Raw genomic sequence first — 24624 nt, forward strand, 5'->3', positions numbered from 1 at the left:
CGTGACTTCTTCTACACAACGGGTGGTATCGAGGAGTTCTCCCGGATAGCCGTCGTTCGGGGACGACGTCCGCGACGGACGACCACGTCGGACGACAGGCTGTCGGCATGGCAGCGAAAGACGAACTCGGCAGGGCGGGCGAGCAGCGCGCCGCACGATACCTTCAGAGCCGCGGATACGAGATCCTCGCCCGGAACTGGCGGTGCTCCCAGGGGGAGATCGACATCGTCGCGGTCGCGTCGGGGTGGCTCTGCGTCGTCGAGGTGAAGACACGCACATCGGCGGCCTTCGGACACCCTCTCGATGCGATCGACTCGCGCAAGCTCGGGCGGCTGTGGCACCTGGCCTACGCGTGGATCGCCGCGCACCCCGATCGAGCGCGCGGGCTTGCTCTGCGCGTCGAGGCGATCTCGATCGTCGGGCCGGATCCTGCCTGGGGCGAGATCGAGCACCTGGTGGACCTCTGATGACGATCGCACGGACCTGGGCGGTCGCGCTGACGGGGGTGGACGGGCACCTCGTGGAGGTCGAAGCGGACCTGTCGAATCAGACGCCCGACTTCCGCATCATCGGTCTCCCCGACAAATCGCTCGGAGAGGCGGTGCAGCGCGTGCACAACGCCTGCAAGAACTCGGGCCTCGACCTGCCGCGGCGCAGGCTCACCATCAACCTCTCCCCGGCGAGCCTGCCGAAGCAGGGATCCTCCTTCGATCTGAGCGTGGCAGTGTGCGCCCTCGCCGCCGGGGGAGCGCTGGACGTCCGCTCGATCCGTCGCACGGTGCACATCGGGGAACTCGGGCTCGACGGGAGGCTGCGCCCTGTGCCCGGTGTGCTCCCCGCGGTTCTCGCGGCCGCGCGCGCCGGATTCGACAGCGTGGTCGTTCCCTCGGCGAACCTGAGCGAAGCCGTGCTCGTGCCCGGCGTGGAGGTACGCGCGGCCGTGTCTCTCGCCGAAGTTGCTCTGTGGCACGGAGCGGACGTCGTGGTTCCGGAGCTCGATCCGGTCGAGCGTCCACCGGTCGCGCTCCCGGACAGCGAATCGCTCGATCTCGCCGACATCGTCGGGCAGCACGACGCCGTGGAAGCACTCGTGGTGGCGGCGGCCGGAGGACACCACATGCTCCTCAGCGGACCCCCGGGCGCAGGCAAGACCATGCTGGCGAGGCGGCTTCCGGGCATCCTTCCTGCGCTCACCGACGAGGAAGCCCTGGACGTCGCCTCGATCAGATCGCTGTGCGGTGAGAACGTGCGGAGCCTCGATGCGGTCGCTCCGCTCGAGGCACCGCATCACAGTGCATCGGTCGCCGCTCTCGTCGGGGGCGGTTCGCGTGCGGCGCGCCCGGGGGCGATCGTGCGAGCGCACCGCGGTGTGCTCTTCCTCGACGAGGCAGCCGAGTTCTCGCGCGTTGCGCTCGACGCTCTCCGACAGCCGCTCGAGTCGGGCACCATCGAGATCAGCAGGTCGGGATTCACCGCGCGCTTCCCGGCACGATTCCAGCTCGTGATGGCCATGAATCCGTGTCCGTGCGGCAACTACGGGGTACGGGGAGGCGAGTGCGTCTGCCCCTCGGCAGCGATTCGCCGGTACGCGTCGCGGCTCTCGGGCCCGCTGCGCGACCGCGTCGACATCGAGCTGCAGGTAGCGCGCGTGACGCCCGCGCGTGCAGTGGCCGGCGCACCGGCGCTGACGAACACCCGAGACGCTGCTGCTCGAGTCGTGAGCGCCCGCGCTCGAGCAAGGGAGCGTTGGCACGGCACGCCCTGGACGAGGAACGCCGAGGTGCCGGGGAGTCGGTTGCGTCAGATCGACGTCCGGATCCCTGCGGATGCGCGGACGCCCCTGGACCGCGCTCTCGAGCGAGGAATGCTGACGCTGCGCGGCTATGACCGCGTGTTGCGGCTCGCCTGGACCATGGCTGATCTCGCCGGACTCGATCGGCCGGGACTGGATCAGGTCGGACGAGCCCTCTACCTGAAGCGAGGGTACGCCGCATGATCGATGGGCTCCTCCGCGACGGATCGATCCGCGAAAGTCTTGCGCTTCTCAGAGGGCAGTCGGCGACCGAGATGGAAAGTCCCGAAGAGGCGTTGGCGCGCGTGGCGTGGTCCGTCGTCACCGAGCCCGGCGACGGGGTCGCCGGCGCGCTCGTGGCGGAGATGGGCGCGGCGCCCGCGTGGCGAACCCTCATCGAGGGAAGCATGGACGGGCTCCTGGCGCCCCACCAAGGTGACCAGGGGCTCCGCGAGGGCGTCGCACGCTGGCGTCCCCGTGTCTCGGACGCCGGTGTCGGATCAGCGCTGCGGGATGCCGCGCGTCTCGGAGCGCGACTGCTGCTGCCAGGGGACGACGCCTGGCCCGAGCCGCTCGACGATCTCGACGTCCACACCCCCTTCGTGCTGTGGGTCACGGGAGACATCTCCGCGTTGCGTACCGCAGAACGGGTGGGGATCGTCGGAGCGCGAGCAGCCACCGCGTACGGCGAACAGGTGGCGGGTGAGATCGCCGGCGACCTCGCGGCGACAGGTGTGGCCGTCGTCTCCGGCGCAGCGTACGGCATCGACGGCGCAGCCCATCGAGCAGCCCTCGGCGTCGACGGCACGACCGTCGCCTTCCTCGCCGGCGGTGTCGATCGGGCCTACCCGCAGGGGCACCGTGATCTTCTGCAGCGCATCGCGGAGGCGGGAGCGGTCGTGAGCGAGGTGCCCTGCGGGACGGCGCCGACGAAGTGGCGCTTCCTCTCGCGTAAAAAGTGCCCATGACGTGTAGAGCTGTTCACCAACGTGTAGCGAACGAATCGGGCGAGTTCTGCGAACTCCCCTCCCGCAGTGAGCGATAGGTAGAGGGGACATGGACACACCCACCGCACTCGCCTCCCTCCGCTCGCTAGCCGACCTACCCGAGGCTCGACGCAGATTCCTCTGTGCTCAGGCCGCCGACGCCCCAAGAGATGCTGACCGCAAGCTGATCGTGGTCAAAGCACGGCACGAGTGTCGCACGGTACGCGAAAACTCCAGGGCCGATCTGAGGGCCGAATTCGACGCTAGACGTGTAGCTGTAGCTGAACGGGCACAGAGGCCCGCAGAAGTGCCACAGAAGCCTTCCCAGAGGCGATTCCCCACACCCGACGGCATTAGTTACCCAGCATCGCGCCCCGTGGTCATCACATGGACCTCTCCGACCAAGATTGCCGAGCCGGTGAAGGTCGATAACCGTCCACTCGTGGGAAAGGCTCCGGAAAAGAAGAAAACCCCCGAAGAGAAGAAACCTAAGCCTAAGCCTGCAATTGCACATGGCACGCTGAGCGGTTACACAAATCATAAGTGCCGGTGTGACGCGTGTGCTGGAGTGTGGCGTGACTACTCCCGCGAGTACGCGCGCGGCCGCAGTAAGCGCAAACAGGAATAAATGCGCCGCCTCTTTTGAGCGATTGTAGGTAATAGGCGTATACATATTGCGTCAGCGGATGTCGGAACCCCGCACACTTAGGTGAGCTAGCCCCGGCGCGTCGTTTCCAATCCATCCGCATCGGGGCTGGCTCCCTCTCGACCGACCGAGAGGAATAGATGAATTGGAACTAAAATATGGTGAACAACCATACCTCGAAGACGTACTCAATTGGTGATCCGATCAGCGCGGGTACCTTCAGAAAGTACATCGAGCACTTCTACAACGGTCATCTGAGGCTCGCTGGTGAGAAATTCCTCCAGGATGGGCGCGGCGCGATCGAGCGCCCGACGTTTGTAGCCGTTGCTCATTCATTGCTCGCCACCGGCGACTTCAAGACCGGCGAACGCTTCAGGCTCTCTCAGGTTGCAATCGCAGAAATCTCGGGTTGCTCACCAAAGAGTGTTCGGCGCGTTCTGCGGCTCTTGGAGAAGCTGGGGGCAATCCGCGTCGTCGAGACCTCGAAGCGCCCCGGCGGAGGGATGCCGGTCAAGGTCTACACGCTGACCTACTCGGACCACGTGCATGCAGTGCTCTCAGACCAGGACAGAAACAAGGCTCGCGATCAATGGAAGCGACCACAGCGAGCCGCCCAAGCTTCAGACACTAGGGAGCAGAACCCCAGTGCACTGGGCACCACAACCCCAATTAATAGGGACCACAACCCTAATCAATGGGGACCACAACCCCATAATAGGAATCCTCAAGATCAAGAAAGAACCGACTCGGATAGATCCTCGCCCGCGCCTCTCGTCGCTGAGCCTCTGGCTCGCTCCGGCGCGGACAGGCAAGAGAGTGATGCTGACTGGATGGATGAACTTCTTTCCGAGATTGGTGCCCTTCCCATGGATGGCCTCTCAGAGGCCATCGAAGGTCCGTAGAGAGCCTGCACACCCTTCGCTGGTATCGAAGGGCCTAGAGCGAATTGCAAGCCCGCAGATCGCATTAGCGACTTTCTCGTCACGGGGTGGTTAAACCAATCGCAATCTGATTTCGTATCGGAGCGTATCTTGCGATTCCGTGAGCGATAGTAGTAAAAGACGGAGAAAGCGCAGGCGAAAGATCGCGTGGGTTTCATATGGAACTCCTTACCCACGCGGTCGGGCGCGAAAAGTTCTTGTTCCTGCGCTTTCTCCCTCTTGATACAAGGAATGCAGACATGGGTCGAAGAAGTACAATCGAAACGCATCCCCAACGGGATGACATCGAACGCGCCCTCATGGAGGGTGCCACCGCCGTTCAGGTGGCTACCAAGTTCCGCGTCTCTGAAAGTGCAATCAGTCGCTGGCGAAAATTGCACTATAACGCTATGGCCGCTGTGCTCGAAGATGACGACACCGCACCCGATGATCTTCTAATGCGCCTGCGCGAGCTAGCAGACAGCACACGTGAGGCCCGGAAGCTGGCAGACCGTAGCGGCTCGCCCTCCGTCCGTGCTCGTGCCGCTACGGCAGAGCTAGCCGTGATCGACCGGCTCATCAACAGGGCCGGAATCACTGATCTGAGCACGGTAGACCTCATGGCCTCCACGGGAGCACTTCTGCGAGCGCTTCAGCGTCTCGTGGTGGAACATCCCGACCTCGCCCCGGCTCTGTTCAACGTTATGGGCGACCACGAAGACCTCATCCACCTGCGCGACATCCTGCGCCGTCAGCTCAAGGAAAAGAAATGACCACGAAGACCTACTACGCAACTCGTACCGGCTTGACCATTCCAGAGTTCTCCCCGGCGGGCGACCCCGTTGGCGGGCGGGTGTTGAAGCAGAACGAAGCATTCGAGGTAACGCCCGAGTTGATCGAGTACACCCGTGACCGCCTGGGCGTCTCCTGGCTGGAATTCGACGCCGCCGAGCAGACCAAGCGTTGGGGAGGAGTCCGCTTCACTGAGCGCAAGCCATCAGCCGGTGCTGTAATCGGGGCCGACGATGACGCGCACATGTTCAAGAGCGCATTCGCCAAACTCGAACACGCCCGCAAGATCAGCGACCCAGCCGAGCGCAAGGCCGCTGTGCAGACCGTCTGGCAAGAGCACAGCGACGTACTCCGCGACCTGAACGCCGACTTCCGATGATGAGCCTCACGGACGACGCCCTCAGCGCCCTCGTGGGCGTGCTCGGGGACATCCACCAAGGCCGTCTAGCGGCCTCAGAGAACGATGTCGAGATGTTGGTACAGACGCTCGACATCCTCAATCAACTTGGAGACGACAATGAATGACGACGCATGGTTGAGAGCCATCATCGCGGACAACAGGGGTGCAGAGCGCGCCGCCATCGAGGAAGTCAAGCAGTTCTACAACTGGACTGAAGCTGACATTGCGAAGGCGCTCGACCCCGCGAACTCGGAGGTTCGCCGCCTCACTTCTGGCCCCGCCGAGAATCCCGAGGTTGAGCGTCTGGCAGCGTTGCTAGGCGACATCTTGGGTAAGAACTACGAAATAGACCCCGCGTGGCCACCTTTCCCACGCGGAACGGTTGCTGGGGGCTAGTCAGGCCGACTCCAGCAACAACTCCACAGCCCTCCCGGCTTTACTTCGTCAAGGTCGGTCGGGAGGGCTGTCATCATGCCCTCAACGTTCTCAATCAAAAACGATGGATGGGTGAGAGTGCCGGTGCGGTGCCGACCCGGCCCCGCAAGGTTTCTCAGAACTATCTCTCAGAAGGTCTTGTTAAGACAGATGGGTTTTGAGAGTATTGAGACATGACGCGCTATGGATACACCCGGACATCGACCAAGGATCAGTCGAGTCAGCTTCAGGCCGCCGCCCTGGCGAAGGTTGATGGAATCAAGAGGGTGTACGCCGACGAAGGCGTCAGCGGCACCATGGCTTCCCGGCCTGAGTGGGACAAGCTGATCGACCGGCTCGAAGAGGGCGACGAGGTATACGTCTGGAAGTTCGACAGGATCGGGCGCAACACTATGAACGTCCTTGAAGCCGTCAAGACCATAACCGGCAAGGGTGCAACCTTCCACAGCCTCACAGAGCGCATCGACACGTCAGGCCCGATGGGGGAGGCCATGTTGACGATCATGGCCGCGTTCGCTCAGTTGGAGCGCGACACCATCGCAGAGCGCACTCGTGCCGGTCTTGAAGCCGCGAAGGCCAAGGGAAGGGTCGGTGGTCGCCCCTCTGTCGTGGATGCCAAGAAGCTGTCCACCATCATGGCTCTAGTTCGCTCCGGGGATCACACCCGCGCCGACATCGCGCGCATGGTGGGGGTCAGCCCTGCAACGCTGTATCGAGTCCTGCAGAACAACCAGAACAGATAATCGGACGCCGCTAGCCTGCTCATGTTAGAACGGGTGAACGGATCGAAATTGGCCACGACATGCGCGCCTACCGGCAGCCCATCGCCACCGGGCCCGTGTCCGAACGCGGTCCCCTCCCGTTCCCTCACCGGCTGAGAGACAATCTCGTGAGGGCTCTTCCCAAGGATATCTCTGCGGCTGGATCGGGCATGGTCGAGGTGCGGCCCGAGTGATTCAGATGGACGCGCTGTCGCAACGGACTGCAGACCTCGCGTACTACAGGCCGTGCCGCGCGGGCTCAAATTTCAAAGGTCGAGGGGCGGGCCCCGAGATGCGGGGTCCTGAGCGACGCGGTTGATTAGGCAGGCACTTGACTGGTGAGGCTTGCGTTGAGCGCTAGGCTTCGGTCCAGTGCGCACAACGGTGGGCGGGGCCTAGAGGGGGCAGAGTTGGGATTCCTGTACGAGAACACAAGCGATGATCGCTTCCAGCAAATGTGTCAATCATTGCTGCTCGATGAGTTCCCCGCTCTTCAGTGCTTCCCGGTTGGGCAACAAGACGGTGGGCGGGACGGCTTTGACGCACTCACCAAGACCGTGCTTCAAGTCAAGTTCCGCAAGAATGACGAACCTGAGTCTGCCGATTGGATGCTGGAAGCACTCGAAGGTGAGCTTCCGAAGATCCAGCGGCTGATCGCGCGTGGTGCCGAGACCTATGTGATGGTCACGAACGCACGTGGGACTGGACATCTGAATGGTGGTCGCATCGATCGGGTGCAAGCCTGGTTTGACGAGAATGTCTCTATCCCAGCGTTCTGCTTGTGGCGAGACGACATCGACCGTCGACTGGAGCGCGCGCCGCTGCCACTTCGCCTCCGGTACCCGGAGCTGCTTTCGCTCCAAGACGGGATCGACATCGCCGCACTGATGGGGCCAGACGGAACGAGACGAAACGACGCAGTTCGATCCTTCGTCGCCTCACAGTTCCTGGTCGACCAAACGGTCAAGTTCAAGCAAGTCGACCTCTCGAACGACTTGCTCGACCTTTTTGTGGATGTTCCTGTTGGGTTCCCTGCGGGTCTCAAGCCGCTCAAGACGCAGCGGGATCCCGCCGCCACGTACTTTGATGCGCTTGGGGCTCTGCGAGATCCTTACAACGCCAATGGCTTGGGCATGCTCGACGTAGTGATCCCGGACAGTTCAGGCAACTACCGACGATTCAGTATGGGCACCGCTGCGTTCCTCTTCAGCAGCGAAGCCCAGAAGCATCTTCCCTTCATCGTTCTCGAAGGGGCTCCCGGACAGGGCAAGTCAACGCTTGCTCAGTACGCGTGCCAGGTTCACAGGGCCCGTTTTCTCGGTAAGACCGATCTATTGGACCGGATTCCCGAGTCTCATCGGCAGTCCGGATTCCGAATCCCCGTAAAGGTGGATCTCCGCGATTTCGATAGCTTCTTGCGCGGTGAGTCTCCGTTTGCGACGACGCAGACCTCAAGCCTGTCGCGCACCCTCGACGTCTTCCTCGCGGAGCTAATCTCCAACCGCGCAGGAGGCGTCGAGTTCAGCGCCTACGACCTTCTTGCCTTCCTCAAGGGTGCTCCGGTCCTGCTATTCCTCGACGGGCTCGACGAGGTAGCCGACCTCGACGCACGGCAGAAGCTCATCGAAGCCATCGTTGACGCTGTGGGCCGATGGGGCGAGTTCGAATGCGATCTGCAGGTAGTCATCACCAGCCGCCCTTCAGTCTTTGGGAGACCGCTGCGCCTCCAGAAGCATGGCTTCACGACCGTGATGCTCAGTGATATCGACGAGGGTCGAATTGAAGAATACGCTGATAAATGGACGGAAGCGCGTCAGCTTGAGGAACCCGAGCGAGCAGCAGTCAAGAAAATTCTGGGCGAGAAACTCAAGTTCTCTCATATCCGGGATCTGACTCGGAACCTGATGCAGCTCACTATTCTCCTGAGCTTGATTCATCAGGTCGGGCACTCTCTGCCTGACCAGCGCACCGATCTGTACCGCCGCTACGTGGACTTGTTCTTCACGCGCGAAGCGGACAAGTCTGAGCGGGTTTTGGCACATCGGCATGTCTTGCAAGAGTTCGTCCAGTTTCTCGCTTGGACGCTGCAGTCACAAGCTGAAGCGTCCAGAACTGCCGGCAGTATCTCGGAATCTGATCTACAGTCTCTCGCCGCCGAATACATGAGACGTGAGCGACGACCGGAGAGCATCGCGGACAACCTTTTCGGTGGTGGTCTTGAGAGAATCTTCGTCCTCGTGGAACGGATTGAAGGACAGTACGAATTCGAGGTTCAACCCCTTCGCGAGTACTACTGTGCCCAATACCTCTACGCGACTGCACCGGTCGGCACACAGTATGACTCGGCTGTAACGGGAGACCGTTCCGAGCGTTTCAAGGCGCTAGCGAGCAGGCCGTTCTGGTTGAATGTCTGCAGGTTCTACGCAGGTTCGTGCACGCGAGGCGAGACTGGGACTCTTGTATTCAGCCTCAAAGAGATGATCCAATCTTCCGACACCGGCTTAGCGCTCCACGCGCGACAAGTCGGACTCTCTCTAGTTCAGGACTGGGTGTTCAACAACGTCAAATACCAGCAAGAGGACCTGCTGAGAGCGATCTTCGACGAGACCGGCATCGCGATGTTCATGTACGCGGACGGCCCAGAGCGCGAAGCCTCCCTTCGGTTCGATGTCGAGTGCGGAAGAGACGTTGTGGTCGATATAGCTTTCGATCGTCTGATGTCGCTGCCCCGCGATCTAAGAACGACTCAGCTGTGCGAGGTCTTGCGGATCAACGACGGCGCAAGCCTCGCGCATCGGTTTCTTTCGCACCTGGACGGGGAAACCGGCGATCGGCGGAGCTCGATCCTCATCAGGATGTTCCGAGCCGGTGCCGCGGCGTATCTCGAAAGCGCGGATGTTTGGGCGCTGATCACGGCCGATGATCCGGGACGTAATGCTGAGTTTTGGCGCGTCATCGAGCTTGTGGACAACGCTCCGCTAGTGGCAGCCGGTATTCCGGAGATTCCCTCGATCTATATTCGGGGGGTGCTCGATGGGCTGCCCGCCGCTCCTCGCGGTGGGCCCGCGCCGTTGCCCATCATGGCCGACCTCATGCAGACCGGAAGCTCCTTCTACCTCATGGGATCGTTGCGCACCCGGCACTGGATCCCTGATGACTCCTTCACTATGCAGGAAGTCCCCGGCACGCCGCAGTCGGTGCTCGATTACATCGCGGGCGTGCGAGATCTTTATGCGAAGTTCTCGCATGGCGACCTGGCCCTCGGAGACTCGCCGGACCAGGTGAGCGAAGTGATCGAGTTTGGCGACAGTATGTTCGGAAGGTCCTGGGCATCGTGTGCATTGGCCGTGCGGACCGCCGGAATACCGGTCAAGGATGCGCGCATCCCCGCTCCTGAGAACCTCTTCGACAGCGAGGTGCCGCTTTATCGACGTGTTCGCGGCGCTCGCCTTCGGAGGGGCGGACCCCGCTGGTGGGAGGAGCAGTTGAACCTGGCTCGTACTGATCTCGACCGCAAGCTTTGGGCGTTGGTGATGATCGTGTGGGCCAGTTGGGAGAATCTCAACTCGCTAGCGACGCACGTAAACGACATTCTCGCGGAGCTGGATGACGACGAATTCAATGGCTTGCTCCGCGACTGCTTCCTGATCGCGAATCTGACGGAGGCTAAGGCCGATCGACGCCGACTGAAAAAGTTGGCACTCGACGCCTTCTCCAGCCGAGTCGCCGCATGCGTGGCAATCGTGACGAAGGCACCTAGCGACTCAATTGAAGCTTCCGCTCAGTTGCGAGCGACTCAGCCTCTCGTCGAGTTCTTGGCGAACTTGAGGCTGCGCGAGAGGCTGGAACACGCTCCCGCCTGGAATATCGATGCCGATGTTCGCGATTGGGCGGAGGCGGCGAAGGAACTCGGAGCCCTCCCAAACATCCGATTCATGAGTCCGGGCTTCCCGCCTCCGCACATGAGTCTCGCAATGTCCGTTGAAGTTCTCACCACTCCGTATGAGTTCCCGCCAGGATGGACACGGACCGCAAAGTTTGTTGCGCTTCAGCGACTGAAGCCGCTGGCCCTGAGTGCGGTAGTTGACGAACAACATTGGACCTTCATATGACCGAACTGGCGTCACTCGACTGGTCCCGGCCCGGGCTGACTGCTGGGACCTGACGCGCTTGTGCCTCGAACTATGGAAGGGGGCTCTCGTCGTTCGAGGCGGGCCGCAACCCGAGCCCTGTAGTCCAACCACGATAACTATCTCGCCGCTACCACTGCCGGCGGAGTATCTTTCTCTCATGGGTAAAACGCAGAAACCGATCGAGTACATCTACACAGACGACCTCACGGGGGAGGAGGTCGATCTGCAGTTCCTGCAGACGGTCTTCTTCTCATATGGAGGTCGAGATTTCTCCATCGATCTCGCTCCCGAGAACGCTCACAAGCTGGACGAACTTCTTAATCCTTACATTGAAGCGGCTAGCCCGATGGTTCGCAGGAGCACGAAGGGCACGCGCTCCAAGGCATCTCCCAAGAGCATTCGTGAGTGGGGTAACCAGAATGGCTACCCGAGCGAACGCGGACCGCTTCGCAAGGATTTGATCGACGCTTACAACGCGGCGTTCGGGATTCCCGCCTGATGGGCTTCGGGAAGTGCTGGTGTGGTCTAGACCTTGTTGAGGTCAACTACGGTGGCGGCAATGGTCAGGGCAAGCATCACGCGACTCTCTGGCAGTGCCCGACTCACGGATCAAACTACGAGAAGAAGCCTGACTGATGCCTACTGGCCCACTTCACGACAAGCTCACCGGGGTGGATGGCGGATTCGTCCCCTGTCGATGCACCATCGGAGAAAATCACGATCAGTGGGGAGAAGTCCTCGATGAAGGCCAGAATCCCCAGGAACCGGAAACCTGGGTGGAAGCCGAGGATGAGGACTGGTAGTCGAATAACGACAGATGTGCCTCCCCCGGTGTGGCTGGCTGTGCCGGTCTGACTTCGCGGCTACGCATTGATCGCCAATGCAGATCAACGGTGCTGACCTCGTGATCGGGGGCGTTCGAGGCTTCGGGTTTCTCCTCCCTTTCCTCCCACGAGCGCCGCGCGCGAAGTGCGCCGTGGACAGGCACCGTGACGCCCTCGGAGTCCGATCACCGAGAAGTAAGTCAAGAGTCTGCTGAAGTATCGGGAGAGGGCAACAGCATGAGGGAGGTTGCGTGCCTCACCGGCTTGTCGTCCGCCCCAGTGCATCGCATCCTCAGCGCCAACCTCAAGGGCGATGCGGCGTACGATCCTGAGGTGCACGGCGAGTAAGCGTACTGACGGCATGAAGAAGGGGCGTCAGCTACCTTCCCCGGAAACCCGACGCCCCTCCCGATCAGCGACTAACGCAGCCCAGCACACTCCCGGCACAGCGGCTTGTTGCCCGTGCCCAAGCGGCGGTTCTCGCGCTCGATGTTGTTGCCGGTGTTGCAGTCGGTGTTGTTGTGGTGGACGCTCTGCTTCACAGAGTGCCAGGGGCTCGTTACGGACACGGTTTCTTCTTTCCGAACCACCGGAAGCTCTCACCCGTGAGTAGCATCCCGCAACATTTGCGATCCGCCCTCCCACAGGGCTTAGTCTCGAACGTGATCCGCTACGATCGCCCTCGACCCCGAGCATCCCTGACCTCGTTCCGAGAACGGTGTGCCCTCGGGGTCTTGGTGCTTCTGGGGTCAGTATTCATGGTTAATCCATACATTTGGTGACTCGACACGCCGAGAACCAATAACGATGTCGTTACCCAAATACCCCTAAGGTGCCGAGGATGTCAGGACGGGCTGCGCTCCCTTGACTTGTTCGCCCGCTGGAACTCGTCGTAGTCGTTGATGAACATCCTCAGCAGGTCACCCCGGGCGGTGGTTGCAGTCGGGTGCCCGAGGTCGTTCCGCATAGCCTTCAGGAGGTCTTCAAAGGCGTGTCCGGCCGCGCTTGCGTCACCGCCTGTCTTGGCGGAGATAGTTCTGAAGTTGTTCCAGGCGAGGATCACCTTGCGCGATCCGTAGGTGATCAGATCGGGAATCGCCTCGGAGAAGAGAGCAACCATCTCCTTTTCCGTCATGGGGTCATCAGCCTTGCTGAGGTTCAGCATCCGCATCAGACCTCGGATGAGCCTGTCGTAGATTTCTGTCTTCTTCTCCCGAATCGCGTTCTCACGCGAGCGCCGCTTCTCCAACGAACGGCTGGTGAAGTAAGTGATCACAGGCACAGAAACAACGCCGATCAACGCCGCGAGTGGAGTCTGCGTATCGGCTGAGAGGCCGAGGAACCAGGCAATCACGGACCATAGGGCAAAGACGCCTCCCGCAGCTATGGCGAGAAGAAGGAGGAGGCTCAGCGTCAGCTGTATACCTTTGCGCATCATCAAGGGATACCACTATCTGAGCGTGATCTGCACCCGCTCCGTACCTCGCCCTGGCTGGATCAGAATCGAGAACAGACCGTCGATCAGTTCCCGGCGCTGGTTCAGCGGCAGATCGTCATACGCGAGGCTCGCGTGGAGAGTCTTGGTGCGCTTGCCGGGAGGCTTTGCCGCCCAGACCTCAGCGGACTTCCGCATGGCGGCGGCGATGTCCGCGAGCACCCGAGCTTGCACGCTCCGCGCCGAAACGGCCTCTAGTTCCTCCCGGAGGGCTGCCTGACGTTCTTGGAGCGGTTTCAGGTGGGGGAGGAGCTGTGACATCTTCAGACCCCCGGACAGGCCAGTGAGCACGTCTTGAATCTGTCTCTCCGTCGCGTCCAGGTCGGCGTTGATCTGGACGGCGGATCGGGTGCCGGGTTCGAGATCGATCTTGAAGTCAGGATCGAGAAGGGTTGCGACGGTACGCGAGCGAATGAGCTGGTCGAGGGACTTCTCCGTGATCGAGATGTGGCGAGTGGGTACCGCCTTGCAGACGTACGTGTTCCTGAACATGACGGGGGAATCGCAGACACCACAGCGAGCGATCCCGGATGCTAGGTGCTTGATCTGACCGCCCTGGGGGCTATAGCCCCGATATACGGCAGACGCCGACTGGAGCCGCGCCAGTGCGAGTGCGTGATCCTCCGGGCTTACGAGGCGGGCTACATGATCGGCGGCGGTGTACTCGACCTCACCCATCTTCAGAGTCCCGGCGTAGGCGGCGTTCGTGAGGGTGTCGCGAACCCGGCCTGTTCGCCAGCCAAGCTCCGACGCCAGAGAGGCGATGGACGCGCCGCCGATGTACGCGGCGAAGATGTGGCGCACGATGGGAGCTTCCTCCGGATGCTCGACCGTGTTTACGGTGACCCCATGCTTCGCGTCGGCGGGGAGGTAGCCGAAGCGCCGCTTCCCGAGCGGAGGAAGGCCCGCTTCCCGAAGTGCATCGTTCTTCGAGTTGATGCGGAGGCTGGTGTTCTTTGACTCGCTCCGTGCTTGCTCGCTGACGAGGATGATCGGTAGGCGATGGCTGACCTCCGCCGTGGAGAGGCCATCTTTCAGAAAATAGATGCTCGCGTGGGCGGCCTCCAGGTCATCCAGTAAGACGCCGACCTGACCCGCTCCGCGACGTGAGAGCCGGTCTAGCTTCCACACGGCGAGAAGTGATACCTCGCCGCTAGTGAGGGCGCGTACGGCTTGTTTGAACTCCGGACGCTCTTTTGCTTTGTACGCGGAGACACCAGGATCACGCCATACGGTGCGGACAGTGTGCCCGTTGCGCTCCGCCCAACGCCGAAGGTCGGCTTCTTGGCGCTTAAGGCCATCCTTCGTGTCGTCGTGGATGCTGAGCCGCACATAAAGGTCGATCATCACATCGCCATCATAGAGTCAGGTTACGCTCGCGCAATCGGCTGATAGCGGCGCTCGGCGACGCGACGGTGGTCGTTGAAGCGGGCTGGCGGAGCGGATCGCTGAACACGGCGGGCCATGCCGCCGCCCTCGGACGTCCGCTGGGTGCCGTGCCGGGGCCGGTGACGTCTCCCGCGTCGGCCGGATGCCATCGGCTGCTGCGTGAGTACGACGCCCGCTGCGTGACCACCGCGGAGGAGGTGCGCGAGCTGTGGTGTCCGTCGACGAAGCCCACGTCGCTCGTCTCGCGTGATTCGCCGGAGCACACCAGGCTTCTCGACGCGATGAGTTCGCGAACGGCGTGGGATGCCGATGAACTCGCCCGGCGCAGCGGCATGGCGCCTTCATCGGTGCGAGCGCTCCTGGGCGTTCTCGAGCTGGAGGGCTCGGTCGAACGGTCCGAGCAGGGGTGGAAGAGGCGGGCTTCGGGCGAGCGGCGAGGGTGACGCGGACACCGGGACCCATCCGGGTCGCGGCGAGGCTGACGCCGGAAGGAGGAGATCCGCGGCAAGCTCTCCATATGGAGCTCAGCGCGGCCGCGTCGGCATTCGTCGATCACCTCGATCGGGTGCGTCGGCTCTCTCCCGCCACTGTTCGGGCGTACCGCTCCGACCTCCGCGATCTCTCGGCGGCAGTCGGCCAGGCGTCGGTGGATCAGGTGACCTTGGAAGACCTGCGTGACTGGCTGTGGGCAGCGACCCAGAGGGGCGATGCCCGCTCGACGCTCGCCAGGCGGACCGCAGCCGTCAGGTCCTTCTTCGCTTGGGCGCGCGAGCAGGAGCTCATCGCCCACGATCCGAGCCTCCGTTTGGTAGCGCCGAAGCGCGGACGCACACTGCCGACCGTCGCGTCGAAGGACTCCATGACGGCGCTCCTCGATACGCAGCGAGCAGCCGCGTCGAGCGGCGACCCGGTCGCGCTCCGTGACCATGCGACCCTCGAGCTCCTGTACGGCGCCGGTATCCGGGTCTCTGAGCTGTGCGGCCTCGACGTCGACGACGTGGATCTCGACCGCGGCACCGCGCGCGTGCTCGGCAAGGGCGGGAAGGAGCGGGTCGTTCCCTTCGGCGCACCCGCTCGCGACGCCATCGGAGCGTATCTCACCCGCGGACGTCCGGCGCTCGCGGCACGAGCGTCAGCGACATCGCCGGCGCTCTTCCTCGGTGCTCGTGGTGGTCGTGTCGGGCCACGGGCGGTCTACACACTGGTGGCCGAGGTGCTCGCCCCTCTCGTCGGAGCGGAGACAGTCGGGCCGCACGCTCTGCGCCACACGGCGGCTACTCACCTGCTCGACGGCGGAGCCGACCTCCGCGCCGTGCAGGAGATCCTCGGCCACGCCAGTCTCGGGACGACCCAGATCTACACCCACGTCTCGTCGGAGCGCCTTGCCGCGACCTACCGCCTGGCTCATCCGCGGGCCTGACCCGGCAGACCGGGATCACGCGTCGTCGCAGCAGGGGAGCAGCACCGCGCGCGGCACGTCGCCGAACAGCAGCATGGGATTCACGTAGTCGCCTCGAAATCGGACGCCCACATGCAGCGTGCCGGCGACGGCATGACCGCCGACCGCGACCGTTCCGATGACATCCCCGACCGAGACCGCCGTCCCGGGGGCGAGATCCGATGCCAACGGCTCATACGACGACACGAGCTCACCGGCGTGCTCGATCGTCAGCACGGGGCGGTCGACGACGACCCCGCGGAAGGCGACGACGCCGTCGGCGGGAGCGCGCACGTCGGCGCCGACCTCCGCGCGAAGGTCGACGCCGCGATGCCCCGCCCCGTATCGATGGGCGGGCGCGCGGTAGGGCTCGACGACCTCGTGCGGTGCCTCGACGGGCCACTGCCACCGCGGGTACTCGCCGCGATCGGGCGGCGTCGCTCCGTCGCCGACGGCTCGACCCGGCTGGAAGAGCAGGAGCAGCGCCATCACGAGCAGTACCGCGAGTGCCAGTCGGTGTCTCATGATGACAGCTTGGAGGCCGCCCCAGAGGGTTCGGCGCCTCGTTCCGCGCGCTCCACGGATGCGGGGGAGAACCGCCCTTCTGCCGTCGGTCGTGGAGGAGGAGTGACGCCGGGCGATCCTGTATGCTGGAGGAGCACCTCGATATCGGGGTGACTACGCGTGCCCACAGCGACTCCGGTCGCGGCATCCATTCCCACAGGTCCTGTTCTCGAACGGGCGGGAGTGCGCCGGGCACCAGGGAATCCGATCGTCCGATCGGTTCGACAAACCTCAACGGCGCGTTCTCGCGCCAGAACAAGGAGACGACCATGGCTGTGGTCACCATCCGCCAGCTGCTCGACAGCGGCGTGCACTTCGGACACCAGACCCGTCGGTGGAACCCGAAGGTGAAGCGCTTCATCCTCACCGAGCGCAGCGGCATCCACATCATCGACCTGCAGCAGTCGCTGGGCTACATCGACAAGGCCTACGACTTCGTCAAGGAGACGGTCGCCCACGGCGGCACCATCCTCTTCGTGGGCACCAAGAAGCAGGCGCAGGAGATTCTCGCGGAGCAGGCGACCCGCGTCGGCCAGCCCTTCGTGAACCAGCGCTGGCTCGGCGGCCTCCTCACCAACTTCTCCACCATCGCGAAGCGTCTCGCCCGCATGAAGGAGCTCGAGGAGCTCGACTACGAGAACCCCGCCGCATCGGGCTTCACCAAGAAGGAGCTGCTGCTCAAGAAGCGCGAGCTCGACAAGCTGCACAAGTCGCTCGGCGGTATCCGCAACCTCACCAAGACTCCGTCCGCCCTCTGGGTCGTCGACGCCAAGCGTGAGCACCTCGCGATCGACGAGGCCAAGAAGCTCGGCATCCCGGTCATCGGCATCCTCGACACGAACGCCGACCCCGACGACTTCCAGTACCCGATCCCCGGCAACGACGACGCGATCCGCTCCGTCTCGCTGCTGACGCGCATCATCGCCGACGCCGCGGCCGAGGGCCTGCAGCAGAAGCACAACCCCGAGTCGGGCGACGCCGAGCCGCTGGCCGAGTGGGAGAAGGAGCTCCTCGCGACCCCCGCCGAGGAGGTCACCGAGGCTGAGACCGCCGAGACGCCCGCCGACGCCGCAGGCGCCGAGGCTCACGACGAGGCGATCGCCGACGCTGCCGGTGAGGAGACCGCCGAGGTCGCCGCCGCCGAGGCAGCAGACGCCAAGTAATTCCGCGACCACCACACACATCACGAAGCAAGGAGCCACCACACATGGCCAACTTCACCATCGCCGACCTCAAGGCGCTGCGTGAGCAGCTCGGCACGGGAATGGTCGACACCAAGAAGGCGCTCGAGGAGGCCGACGGCGACGTCGAGAAGGCCACCGAGATCCTGCGCCTGAAGGGTGCGAAGGGCAACGCCAAGCGCGCCGACCGTTCGACCAGCGAGGGCCTCGTCGTCGCTCGCGAGCAGGACGGCGCAGTGACGCTGATCGAGCTCGCCTGCGAGACCGACTTCGTCGCGAAGAACGAGCGCTTCATCGCGCTGGCCGACAAGGTCGCCGACGCCGTCGCCGCTGTCAAGGCGGACTCCGTCGAGGCCGCACTCGCGGCTCCGGCCGGTGACAAGAACGTCGAGACGGTGATCTCGGAAGAGGCCGCCATCATCGGCGAGAAGGTCGAGCTGCGTCAGGTCCGCACCGTGACCGGCGACAAGGTCGAGGTGTACCTGCACCGCACCAGCAAGGACCTGCCGCCGCAGATCGGCGTCGTCGTCGCCTACTCGGGTGACGACGCCGAGACCGCGCGCAGCATCGCTCAGCACATCTCGTTCGCCAACCCGTCGTACCTGTCCCGCGAGGACGTGCCGGCGGAGGCCGTCGAGAAGGAGCGCGAGATCGTCACCGAGATCTCCCGCAACGAGGGCAAGCCGGAAGCGGCTCTGCCCAAGATCGTCGAGGGCCGCGTGTCCGCGTTCATCAAGCAGGTCGCACTGCTCGAGCAGGACTACGCGAAGGACAACAAGCTCTCCGTCGCCCAGGTGGCGAAGGACGCCGGTATCACCGTGACGGAGTTCGCGCGCTTCAAGGTCGGCGCGTAGCACGGTCGAAGGGGTTCGGATCCATGAGGTCCGAACCCCTTCTTCATGCCCACGAGGCACTATCTTGAATCGGGACGAGAGGACAACACCCATGACCGAACGCACCGGACGCCGCCGCGTCCTGCTCAAGCTCTCCGGAGAGGCGTTCGGCGCCGGACAGCTCGGCGTCAACCCCGACGTCGTCAGCCAGATCGCGCGCGACATCGCCGCAGCCGTCGATCGCGTGGAGATCGCCATCGTCGTGGGCGGCGGCAACTTCTTCCGCGGAGCCGAGCTGAGTCAGCGCGGTATGGACCGCGGTCGCGCGGACTACATGGGAATGCTCGGCACTGTGATGAACGCGCTCGCGCTGCAGGACTTCCTCGAGCAGGCCGGCGCGCCGACCCGCGTGCAGTCCGCGATCTCGATGACCCAGGTCGCCGAGCCGTACATCCCGCGCCGCGCGGAGCGTCACATGGAGAAGGGGCGTGTCGTCATCTTCGGCGCCGGGGCCGGCCTTCCGTACTTCTCCACCGACACGGTCGCCGCGCAGCGCGCGCTCGAGATCGGCGCGAAAGAGGTGCTCGTCGCCAAGAACGGTGTCGACGCCATCTACACCGCGGACCCCAACAAGCACGCGGATGCCGAGCGCATCGACCGCGTCACCTACCGCGACGCCCTGCAGCGCGGACTCAAGGTCGTCGACTCCACCGCCTTCAGCCTCTGCATGGACAACAACATGGACATGCGCGTGTTCGGCATGGAGCCCGCGGGCAACGTGACGAAGGCGCTGCTCGGCGAGCCGATCGGCACACTCGTCACCGCGTGACCTGACAGGCGTTGCGCGCCCGGCCCGATAGAATTCTTCAACACCCCGACGATAGGAGCCACCGTGATCGCGGACGTCCTCGCTGAAACCACCACTCGCATGGCGCGGGCGGTCGAAGCCGCCAAGGAGGACTTCTCCACGGTGCGCACCGGGCGGGCGAACCCGCAGCTCTTCCAGAAGGTCCTGGTGGACTACTACGGCACGCCGACGCCGCTCGCACAGCTCGCCTCCCTGGCCAACCAGGAGGCTCGCACCCTCATCATCACGCCGTACGACAAGTCGGCGCTCAAGGCGATCGAGCAGGCGATCCGCGACATGCCGAACCTCGGTGCGAACCCCACGAACGACGGCAACCTCGTGCGCGTCACGATGCCCGAGCTCACCGCCGAGCGCCGCAAGGAGTACGTCAAGCTCGTGAAGTCGAAGGCGGAGGACGCGAAGGTGCACGTCCGCGGGATCCGTCGTAAGTCCAAGGACGAGCTGGACGCACTCAAGAGCGATCTCGGCGAGGACGAGATCGCTCGAGGCGAGAAGGAACTCGACGTCATCACGCGCCAGCACGTCGACCTCATCGACGACGCTCTCAAGCGCAAAGAGGCCGAACTCCTCGAGGTGTAGGCGGTATGTCCGACGATCCCATCGGCGAAGGACCCGAGACGCCGCAGACGCGCCGCGATGCGCGCGATTCGGCGTCCTCTGCGGACGGAGCCCCGCTGGGTGATTCCGCGTTCCCGGGGTTCGACGCCGACAGCATCCCTCCCCGCCCGCCGCTGCCTGCGGAACCGCTGCCGGCAGAGCCACTGCCGGTAGAGCCGCTGCCGGCAGTGCCGCCGGCCGTGCTCGCACCGACACTGGCGACCGGTGACCACAACGCGATCCGCGAGCAGTGGCGCGCCGCGCGAGACGAGTTCGGCACCCACGTCTCCCACGCACGCGACCAGATCGACATGGCCAACGAGCGCATCAAGGAGCGAACCGGTCGCGACCTCATCCTGGCCATCCTGATCGGCTTGGCCTTCGGTGCCGCACTGCTCGCCTCGCTGCTGTTCATCAAGATCCTCTTCGTGCCGTTCGCCTTGGCGGCTGCGCTGCTGGGGGTCTACGAGCTCTCGCTCGCGTTGCGCGGCTCCGGCCGTCGGATCGACCTCGTTCCGCAGTTCATCGCCGCAGGCTGCCTCGTGCTCTCCGCCTATTTCCTCGACCTCTGGCTCGTGTGGGTGACGCTGTTCCTCGCGGTCGCATTCGTCGTGGTGTGGCGGCTCATGGCCCAGATGGTCGCCAAGGACGGCCGGACCTACGGAGACGTGCTCGCGGACGCCGTGATCGGCGGGTTCGTGCAGATCTACGTGCCGTTCCTCGCCGCCGTCGCGCTCATCCTCCTCGGTCAGGAGGGTGGCGAGTGGTGGGTGCTGAGCTTCATCGTGATCGCCGTCGTCGCCGACACCGGTGCGTACGCCGCAGGTCTGGCTTTCGGACGACATCCGATGGCTCCGCGCATCAGTCCGAAGAAGACGTGGGAGGGCTTCGGCGGTGCGGTCGTCGGCTCCATCGCAGCCGGTGTGCTCCTCGCGATCTACCTCCTCCACCTGCCGTGGTGGATCGGGGTCATCTTCGGCGCCGCGATCCTTCTGTCCGCGACGCTGGGCGACCTCGGCGAGTCCATGCTGAAGCGCGACCTCGGGATCAAGGACATGAGCTCATGGCTGCCGGGGCACGGCGGTCTCCTCGACCGGCTCGACAGCATCCTTCCGTCGACGATCCCCGCACTCTGCCTCTACTTCCTCTTCTCCTCCTGGACGGTGCTGTGATGGCTACAGAAGAACGACTCGACTCGACGCAGGTCGCCGATGCCCGTCCGGCCTTCTCGCTGACGACCGGACGCACGCGCGGATACCACCGCGCTGCCGTCGACACCTTCCTCGCCGCTGCCCGCTCGGCGTTCGAGAACGGTGGAGACCTCACCGCGGCCGACGTGCGTGTGGCGTCCTTCCCGCTCGTGAAGAACGGGTATGTGATCTCGGAAGTCGATGCGGCGCTGGGACGGGTGGAGGACGCTCTCGCAGGCCGCGCCCGCGAGCAGTCCGTGCGGGAGAAGGGCGCCGGAGCGTGGGTGCAGGAGGCCAGGGCGGAGGCGCAGGTCATCCTCGACCATCTCGCCCGACCCCAGCGCCACCGGTTCGCCCGCACCGGAGTGCTGACGTTCGGCTATCGCGTCGACGAGGTCGACCACGTCGCCTCTCGCGTCGTCCGCTACCTCCGCGACGGCGAGCCGCTGACCGCGGAGCAGCTGCGAGGTGCGGCGTTCCGGATGCAGCGGGGCGGCTATCGTGAAGAGCAGGTCGACGCCCTCCTGGACGCGACCATCGACGTGATCCTGGCCGTTCGCTGAACGTTTCCGTGGTCCATCCGCACCCGATTGGGTAGACTGCCCCCTATCGTGAACTCCCGAAACGACATGATCACCCATCGCAACGATCGCTCGCCGGTGCCCGCATCGCGAGTCCTCTCGCCGCGCGCAGGCTCGCGGCGCCGGGGGCTCGTCGGGTTCTTCAGCGCTCTCGCGGTCGTCGGATTCGCCGCCGCCATGGTCGCTCCCACCGGCGTGGCCCTCGCCGAGCAGCCCGTAGAGGCCGGCCCCGAATCGGCGTACGCGGCGGCGCTGGCCGATACGCAGAACATCACGGTGACCGTGGAGGGCGCCGAGATCGCGCCCGTCCAGCGCGGCACGTTCTCGGTCTACGTGACCCCGAAGCCCACGCCGACGCCGACCGTGGCCGCCAGCACCTCCGAGAAGTCGAGCTCAGGCGGCGGCGGACCGCTCTTCTACACGGGCGGTGGCGCACCGGCCGAGTGGATGGCAGCGGCCGGTATCGCGGAGTCCGACTGGGGATACGTCGACTACATCGTCTCGCGGGAGAGCGGCTGGAACCCGAACGCGACGAACAAGTCGTCGGGCGCATGCGGCCTCGTCCAGGCCCTCCCGTGCAGCAAGGTGCCCGGTAACGGCTACGACCCCGTCGACAACCTTCGCTGGGCCACGGGGTACGCGACGGGTCGCTACGGAAGCTGGGCCGGGGCCCACGCCTTCTGGACCAAGAACCACTGGTGGTGACCTCGGGTCATGCCCCGTTCGCGCAAACGGCGTCCGGCGCGCCCTGACGCCGACGACTCCCTCGAGCGCCTGCTCTCCTCCTGGAAGCGCACCGAGACGCGTCGCGGTGTCGAATGGACGGTTCAGCCCGTCTCAGCGATCCAGGCGCAGAAGGAGTACAGCTGTCCCGGCTGCGGGCGCGTGATCGCACCGGGGACCGCACACGTCGTGGTGTGGCGCGCTGACGGCGTGCTCGGGGACGCGGCTGATCTGGCCGCGCGCAGACACTGGCATTCGCACTGTTGGAGGATCGGGTGAGCATGGAAATCCGTGGACCGTTGGAACTGCCCGCCCGTCGCGAGGACATCGAACTCCGAACGGCGGATGATCTCACCCTGGTGGGCGAGCTGTCGCTCCCCGAGACCGCTGAACCGCTCGCCACCCTCGTGACGCTGCATCCGCTGCCGACGGCCGGGGGCTTCATGGACTCGCACATCCTACGAAAGGCGGCAGCGCGCCTCCCCGCCCTCGCCGACCTCGCCGTGCTGCGGTTCAACACACGCGGGACGAGTTCACCGCGCGGCACCAGCGAGGGCGCCTTCGACGGCGGAGCGTCCGAGAGGTTCGATGTCGCTGCGGCCATGGAGTTCGTGCGCGAGCGCGCGCTTCCGCGCCCGTGGCTGCTCGGCTGGTCGTTCGGCACCGAGCTCGCGCTGAAGTACGGCCGCGAGCATGATGTCGAGGGAGTGATCCTGCTGTCACCGCCGCTGCATCGCGCCACCGACGACGAGGTGGCCGCTTGGGCGGGCGACGGACGCAAGGTCGTCGTCCTCGTGCCGGAGCTCGACGACTACCTGCGCCCCGACGAGGCGCGCGAGCGCTTCTCCGCGATCCCGCACGCCGAGCTCATCGCGGTCGAGGGCGGCAAGCACCTGTGGGTGGGGGAGAGCCAGACCCGGCGCGTCCTCACCGAGGTCGTCGCGGCGGTCAACCCGGCGGCCCTGCCGCTGCCGACGGAATGGCCCTCGGCCTAGAGCTCGTTCATCCGGGGGATCAGCACCTGGCGGTAGATGATCAGGATGCTGGCGGCCACGGGTATCGCGATGAGCGCGCCCAGGAGCCCGAGAAGGCTGCCACCGGCGAGTGCCGCGACGACGACGACGGCGCCGGGGACCGACACGGCCCTGCTCATGATGCGCGGGGAGACCACGTATGCCTCGATCTGCATGTAGATCAGGTAGTAGATCGCGGCGGCGATCGCGGTCGCGGGGGAGCCGAGGCCGGGGATCAGGCAGACGAGGACGATGAGGGTGGACCCGGTCAGCGTCCCCACGAGCGGGATCAGCGAGAAGAAGAACGCGACCACGGCGAGCACGGCGGGGAACGGCGCTTGAATGATCGAGAGGAAGATCATGCTGAGCACGCCGTTGATCACGCCGAGCGACACCTGGCCCATGACGTAATAGCCCACCGAGTCGGTGATCTGCTCGGAGAGGTCGATGAAGCGATCACGCTTCGACGCCGGGGCGAGCTGGTACACGGCCCGCTTGAGCGACGGCGTGGACGCTGTGAGGTAGATCGTCAGGATCAGCACGATGAACGCGCCGAACAGACCGGTCACCACGGACAGACTCGCGTTGATGACGCGGTTGGTGATGTCGCCCAGGTTCGCGATGACCCACGCCTGCGCCTCCTGCAGCACGCGCTCGACGTCGAGGTTCGGGAACGCTCCAGTGATCCACTCCTCGATGTCGCTCAGCAGACTGGGGCGGCTGACGATCACGGTGATCTGGCTCACGAGCTGCGAGATCTGATCCACGAGCACGGGGATCACGATGAGGATGATCCCGGCGAAGATGCCGAGGACTGCGACGATCGTGACGAGCACGGCCGACCAGCGGGGGAGTCGCCGCCTCTCGAGGAACGAGACGAGCGGGTCGAGCCCCAGGCTCAGGAACAGCGCGGTGCCGACGTAGAGGAGCACCGTGGAGAGGCTCTGCACGCTGGTGATGAGCAGGATCCCCAGTCCCACTCCGAGCGTCGCCACGAGGGCGGAGCGGAAGGGATTGTGGATCTTCATCTGTACTCCTCGGGGATCCGGTTGCTCAAGGTTAT

At 64.4% G+C, this 24624-nt stretch carries 25 protein-coding genes and 1 pseudogene; 22 read left to right on the plus strand and 4 right to left on the minus strand.

Translation table 11 applies throughout. The annotated features are described in order from the left end of the window. Window positions 1-107: 107 nt before the first annotated feature. The 10 genes from RAC81_RS02240 to RAC81_RS02285 all read left to right on the plus strand — a co-directional run bounded on the left by RAC81_RS02240 (window position 108) and on the right by RAC81_RS02285 (window position 11364). Entirely contained in the window at window positions 108-467 is a 360-nt protein-coding gene (locus RAC81_RS02240; protein ID WP_375080811.1) for a YraN family protein, read from the plus strand. After that, window positions 467-1996 (plus strand): YifB family Mg chelatase-like AAA ATPase, encoded by a 1530-nt coding sequence (locus tag RAC81_RS02245; protein ID WP_375080812.1) that lies wholly within the window; start codon window positions 467-469, stop codon window positions 1994-1996. The genes RAC81_RS02240 and RAC81_RS02245 overlap by 1 nt, the downstream gene beginning before the upstream one ends. A 71-nt stretch (window positions 1997-2067) precedes the next feature. Next, window positions 2068-2760, plus strand: coding sequence for a DNA-processing protein DprA (locus RAC81_RS02250; RefSeq protein WP_375080813.1), 693 nt, complete (start codon window positions 2068-2070; stop codon window positions 2758-2760). Between the two features lie 825 nt (window positions 2761-3585). Beyond that, window positions 3586-4326, plus strand: coding sequence for a hypothetical protein (locus tag RAC81_RS02255; protein ID WP_375080814.1), 741 nt, complete (start codon window positions 3586-3588; stop codon window positions 4324-4326). Between the two features lie 428 nt (window positions 4327-4754). After that, window positions 4755-5117: a hypothetical protein gene (locus RAC81_RS02260; protein ID WP_375080815.1), complete on the plus strand. Its 363-nt coding sequence runs from the start codon at window positions 4755-4757 to the stop codon at window positions 5115-5117. Beyond that, window positions 5114-5515 (plus strand): hypothetical protein, encoded by a 402-nt coding sequence (locus tag RAC81_RS02265; protein WP_375080816.1) that lies wholly within the window; start codon window positions 5114-5116, stop codon window positions 5513-5515. Before RAC81_RS02260 ends, RAC81_RS02265 begins: the two co-directional genes overlap by 4 nt. A 138-nt stretch (window positions 5516-5653) precedes the next feature. Beyond that, window positions 5654-5932: a hypothetical protein gene (locus RAC81_RS02270; protein WP_375080817.1), complete on the plus strand. Its 279-nt coding sequence runs from the start codon at window positions 5654-5656 to the stop codon at window positions 5930-5932. Between the two features lie 212 nt (window positions 5933-6144). Next, a complete protein-coding gene (locus RAC81_RS02275; RefSeq protein ID WP_375080818.1) occupies window positions 6145-6714 on the plus strand; it encodes a recombinase family protein in 570 nt (189 codons plus the stop codon). 428 nt (window positions 6715-7142) lie between these two features. Beyond that, on the plus strand, window positions 7143-10844 hold the full coding sequence (locus tag RAC81_RS02280) for an NACHT domain-containing protein (protein ID WP_375080819.1): 3702 nt from the start codon (window positions 7143-7145) through the stop codon (window positions 10842-10844). 178 nt (window positions 10845-11022) lie between these two features. Next, window positions 11023-11364, plus strand: a complete 342-nt coding sequence (locus tag RAC81_RS02285; protein WP_375080820.1) for an Lsr2 family protein — start codon at window positions 11023-11025, stop codon at window positions 11362-11364. Window positions 11365-12533: 1169 nt separating this feature from the next. On the opposite strand, the gene RAC81_RS02290 is transcribed toward RAC81_RS02285, so the two are convergent. Further along, window positions 12534-13127 carry a hypothetical protein gene (locus tag RAC81_RS02290; RefSeq protein WP_375080821.1) on the minus strand — a complete coding sequence of 198 codons (594 nt, stop codon included), beginning with the start codon at window positions 13125-13127 and terminating at the stop codon, window positions 12534-12536. Window positions 13128-13139: 12 nt separating this feature from the next. Beyond that, complete coding sequence (locus RAC81_RS02295) at window positions 13140-14531, minus strand: recombinase family protein (protein WP_375080987.1); 1392 nt, start codon at window positions 14529-14531, stop codon at window positions 13140-13142. Window positions 14532-14548: 17 nt separating this feature from the next. Here RAC81_RS02295 and RAC81_RS02300 point away from each other — a divergent pair. The 3 genes and pseudogenes from RAC81_RS02300 to RAC81_RS02310 all read left to right on the plus strand — a co-directional run. Then, a pseudogene (locus tag RAC81_RS02300) lies at window positions 14549-14746 on the plus strand (DNA-processing protein DprA); the annotation flags it as partial. Window positions 14747-14770: 24 nt separating this feature from the next. Continuing rightward, window positions 14771-15016: a helix-turn-helix domain-containing protein gene (locus RAC81_RS02305; RefSeq protein WP_375080988.1), complete on the plus strand. Its 246-nt coding sequence runs from the start codon at window positions 14771-14773 to the stop codon at window positions 15014-15016. 74 nt (window positions 15017-15090) lie between these two features. Continuing rightward, window positions 15091-15993: a tyrosine recombinase gene (locus tag RAC81_RS02310; RefSeq protein ID WP_375080822.1), complete on the plus strand. Its 903-nt coding sequence runs from the start codon at window positions 15091-15093 to the stop codon at window positions 15991-15993. A 15-nt stretch (window positions 15994-16008) separates the two neighbouring features. Here the strand turns inward: RAC81_RS02310 and RAC81_RS02315 are convergent, their stop codons facing one another. Then, complete coding sequence (locus RAC81_RS02315; protein WP_375080823.1) at window positions 16009-16536, minus strand: murein hydrolase activator EnvC family protein; 528 nt, start codon at window positions 16534-16536, stop codon at window positions 16009-16011. A 308-nt stretch (window positions 16537-16844) separates the two neighbouring features. Here RAC81_RS02315 and rpsB point away from each other — a divergent pair, with 308 nt between their 5' ends. The 9 genes from rpsB (at window position 16845) to RAC81_RS02360 (ending at window position 23543) form a co-directional block, all read left to right on the plus strand. Next, window positions 16845-17738 carry a 30S ribosomal protein S2 gene (rpsB, locus tag RAC81_RS02320; RefSeq protein WP_375080824.1) on the plus strand — a complete coding sequence of 298 codons (894 nt, stop codon included), beginning with the start codon at window positions 16845-16847 and terminating at the stop codon, window positions 17736-17738. Between the two features lie 44 nt (window positions 17739-17782). Beyond that, window positions 17783-18610, plus strand: a complete 828-nt coding sequence (tsf, locus tag RAC81_RS02325; RefSeq protein ID WP_375080825.1) for a translation elongation factor Ts — start codon at window positions 17783-17785, stop codon at window positions 18608-18610. A gap of 91 nt (window positions 18611-18701) precedes the next feature. Further along, the gene (gene pyrH / locus RAC81_RS02330; RefSeq protein ID WP_096715986.1) at window positions 18702-19418 is read left to right on the plus strand and encodes a UMP kinase; all 717 of its coding nucleotides are present in this window, start codon (window positions 18702-18704) and stop codon (window positions 19416-19418) included. A 63-nt stretch (window positions 19419-19481) separates the two neighbouring features. Further along, a complete protein-coding gene (gene frr / locus RAC81_RS02335) occupies window positions 19482-20036 on the plus strand; it encodes a ribosome recycling factor (RefSeq protein WP_096715987.1) in 555 nt (184 codons plus the stop codon). A gap of 5 nt (window positions 20037-20041) precedes the next feature. After that, on the plus strand, window positions 20042-21226 hold the full coding sequence (locus RAC81_RS02340; RefSeq protein WP_375080826.1) for a phosphatidate cytidylyltransferase: 1185 nt from the start codon (window positions 20042-20044) through the stop codon (window positions 21224-21226). Next, window positions 21226-21807, plus strand: coding sequence for a DivIVA domain-containing protein (locus RAC81_RS02345; protein ID WP_375080827.1), 582 nt, complete (start codon window positions 21226-21228; stop codon window positions 21805-21807). Before RAC81_RS02340 ends, RAC81_RS02345 begins: the two co-directional genes overlap by 1 nt. 48 nt (window positions 21808-21855) lie before the next feature. Continuing rightward, window positions 21856-22530: a transglycosylase SLT domain-containing protein gene (locus RAC81_RS02350; RefSeq protein ID WP_375080828.1), complete on the plus strand. Its 675-nt coding sequence runs from the start codon at window positions 21856-21858 to the stop codon at window positions 22528-22530. A 9-nt stretch (window positions 22531-22539) separates the two neighbouring features. Next, a complete protein-coding gene (locus RAC81_RS02355) occupies window positions 22540-22827 on the plus strand; it encodes a hypothetical protein (protein ID WP_375080829.1) in 288 nt (95 codons plus the stop codon). 2 nt (window positions 22828-22829) lie between these two features. Next, the gene (locus RAC81_RS02360) at window positions 22830-23543 is read left to right on the plus strand and encodes an alpha/beta hydrolase (protein WP_375080830.1); all 714 of its coding nucleotides are present in this window, start codon (window positions 22830-22832) and stop codon (window positions 23541-23543) included. Here RAC81_RS02360 and RAC81_RS02365 read toward each other — a convergent pair. Then, a complete protein-coding gene (locus RAC81_RS02365; RefSeq protein WP_251585387.1) occupies window positions 23540-24589 on the minus strand; it encodes an AI-2E family transporter in 1050 nt (349 codons plus the stop codon). The genes RAC81_RS02360 and RAC81_RS02365 overlap by 4 nt on opposite strands. Window positions 24590-24624 lie beyond the last annotated feature (35 nt).

This window comes from Microbacterium sp. CR_7 (assembly GCF_041954755.1).
Lineage (GTDB): Bacteria > Actinomycetota > Actinomycetes > Actinomycetales > Microbacteriaceae > Microbacterium.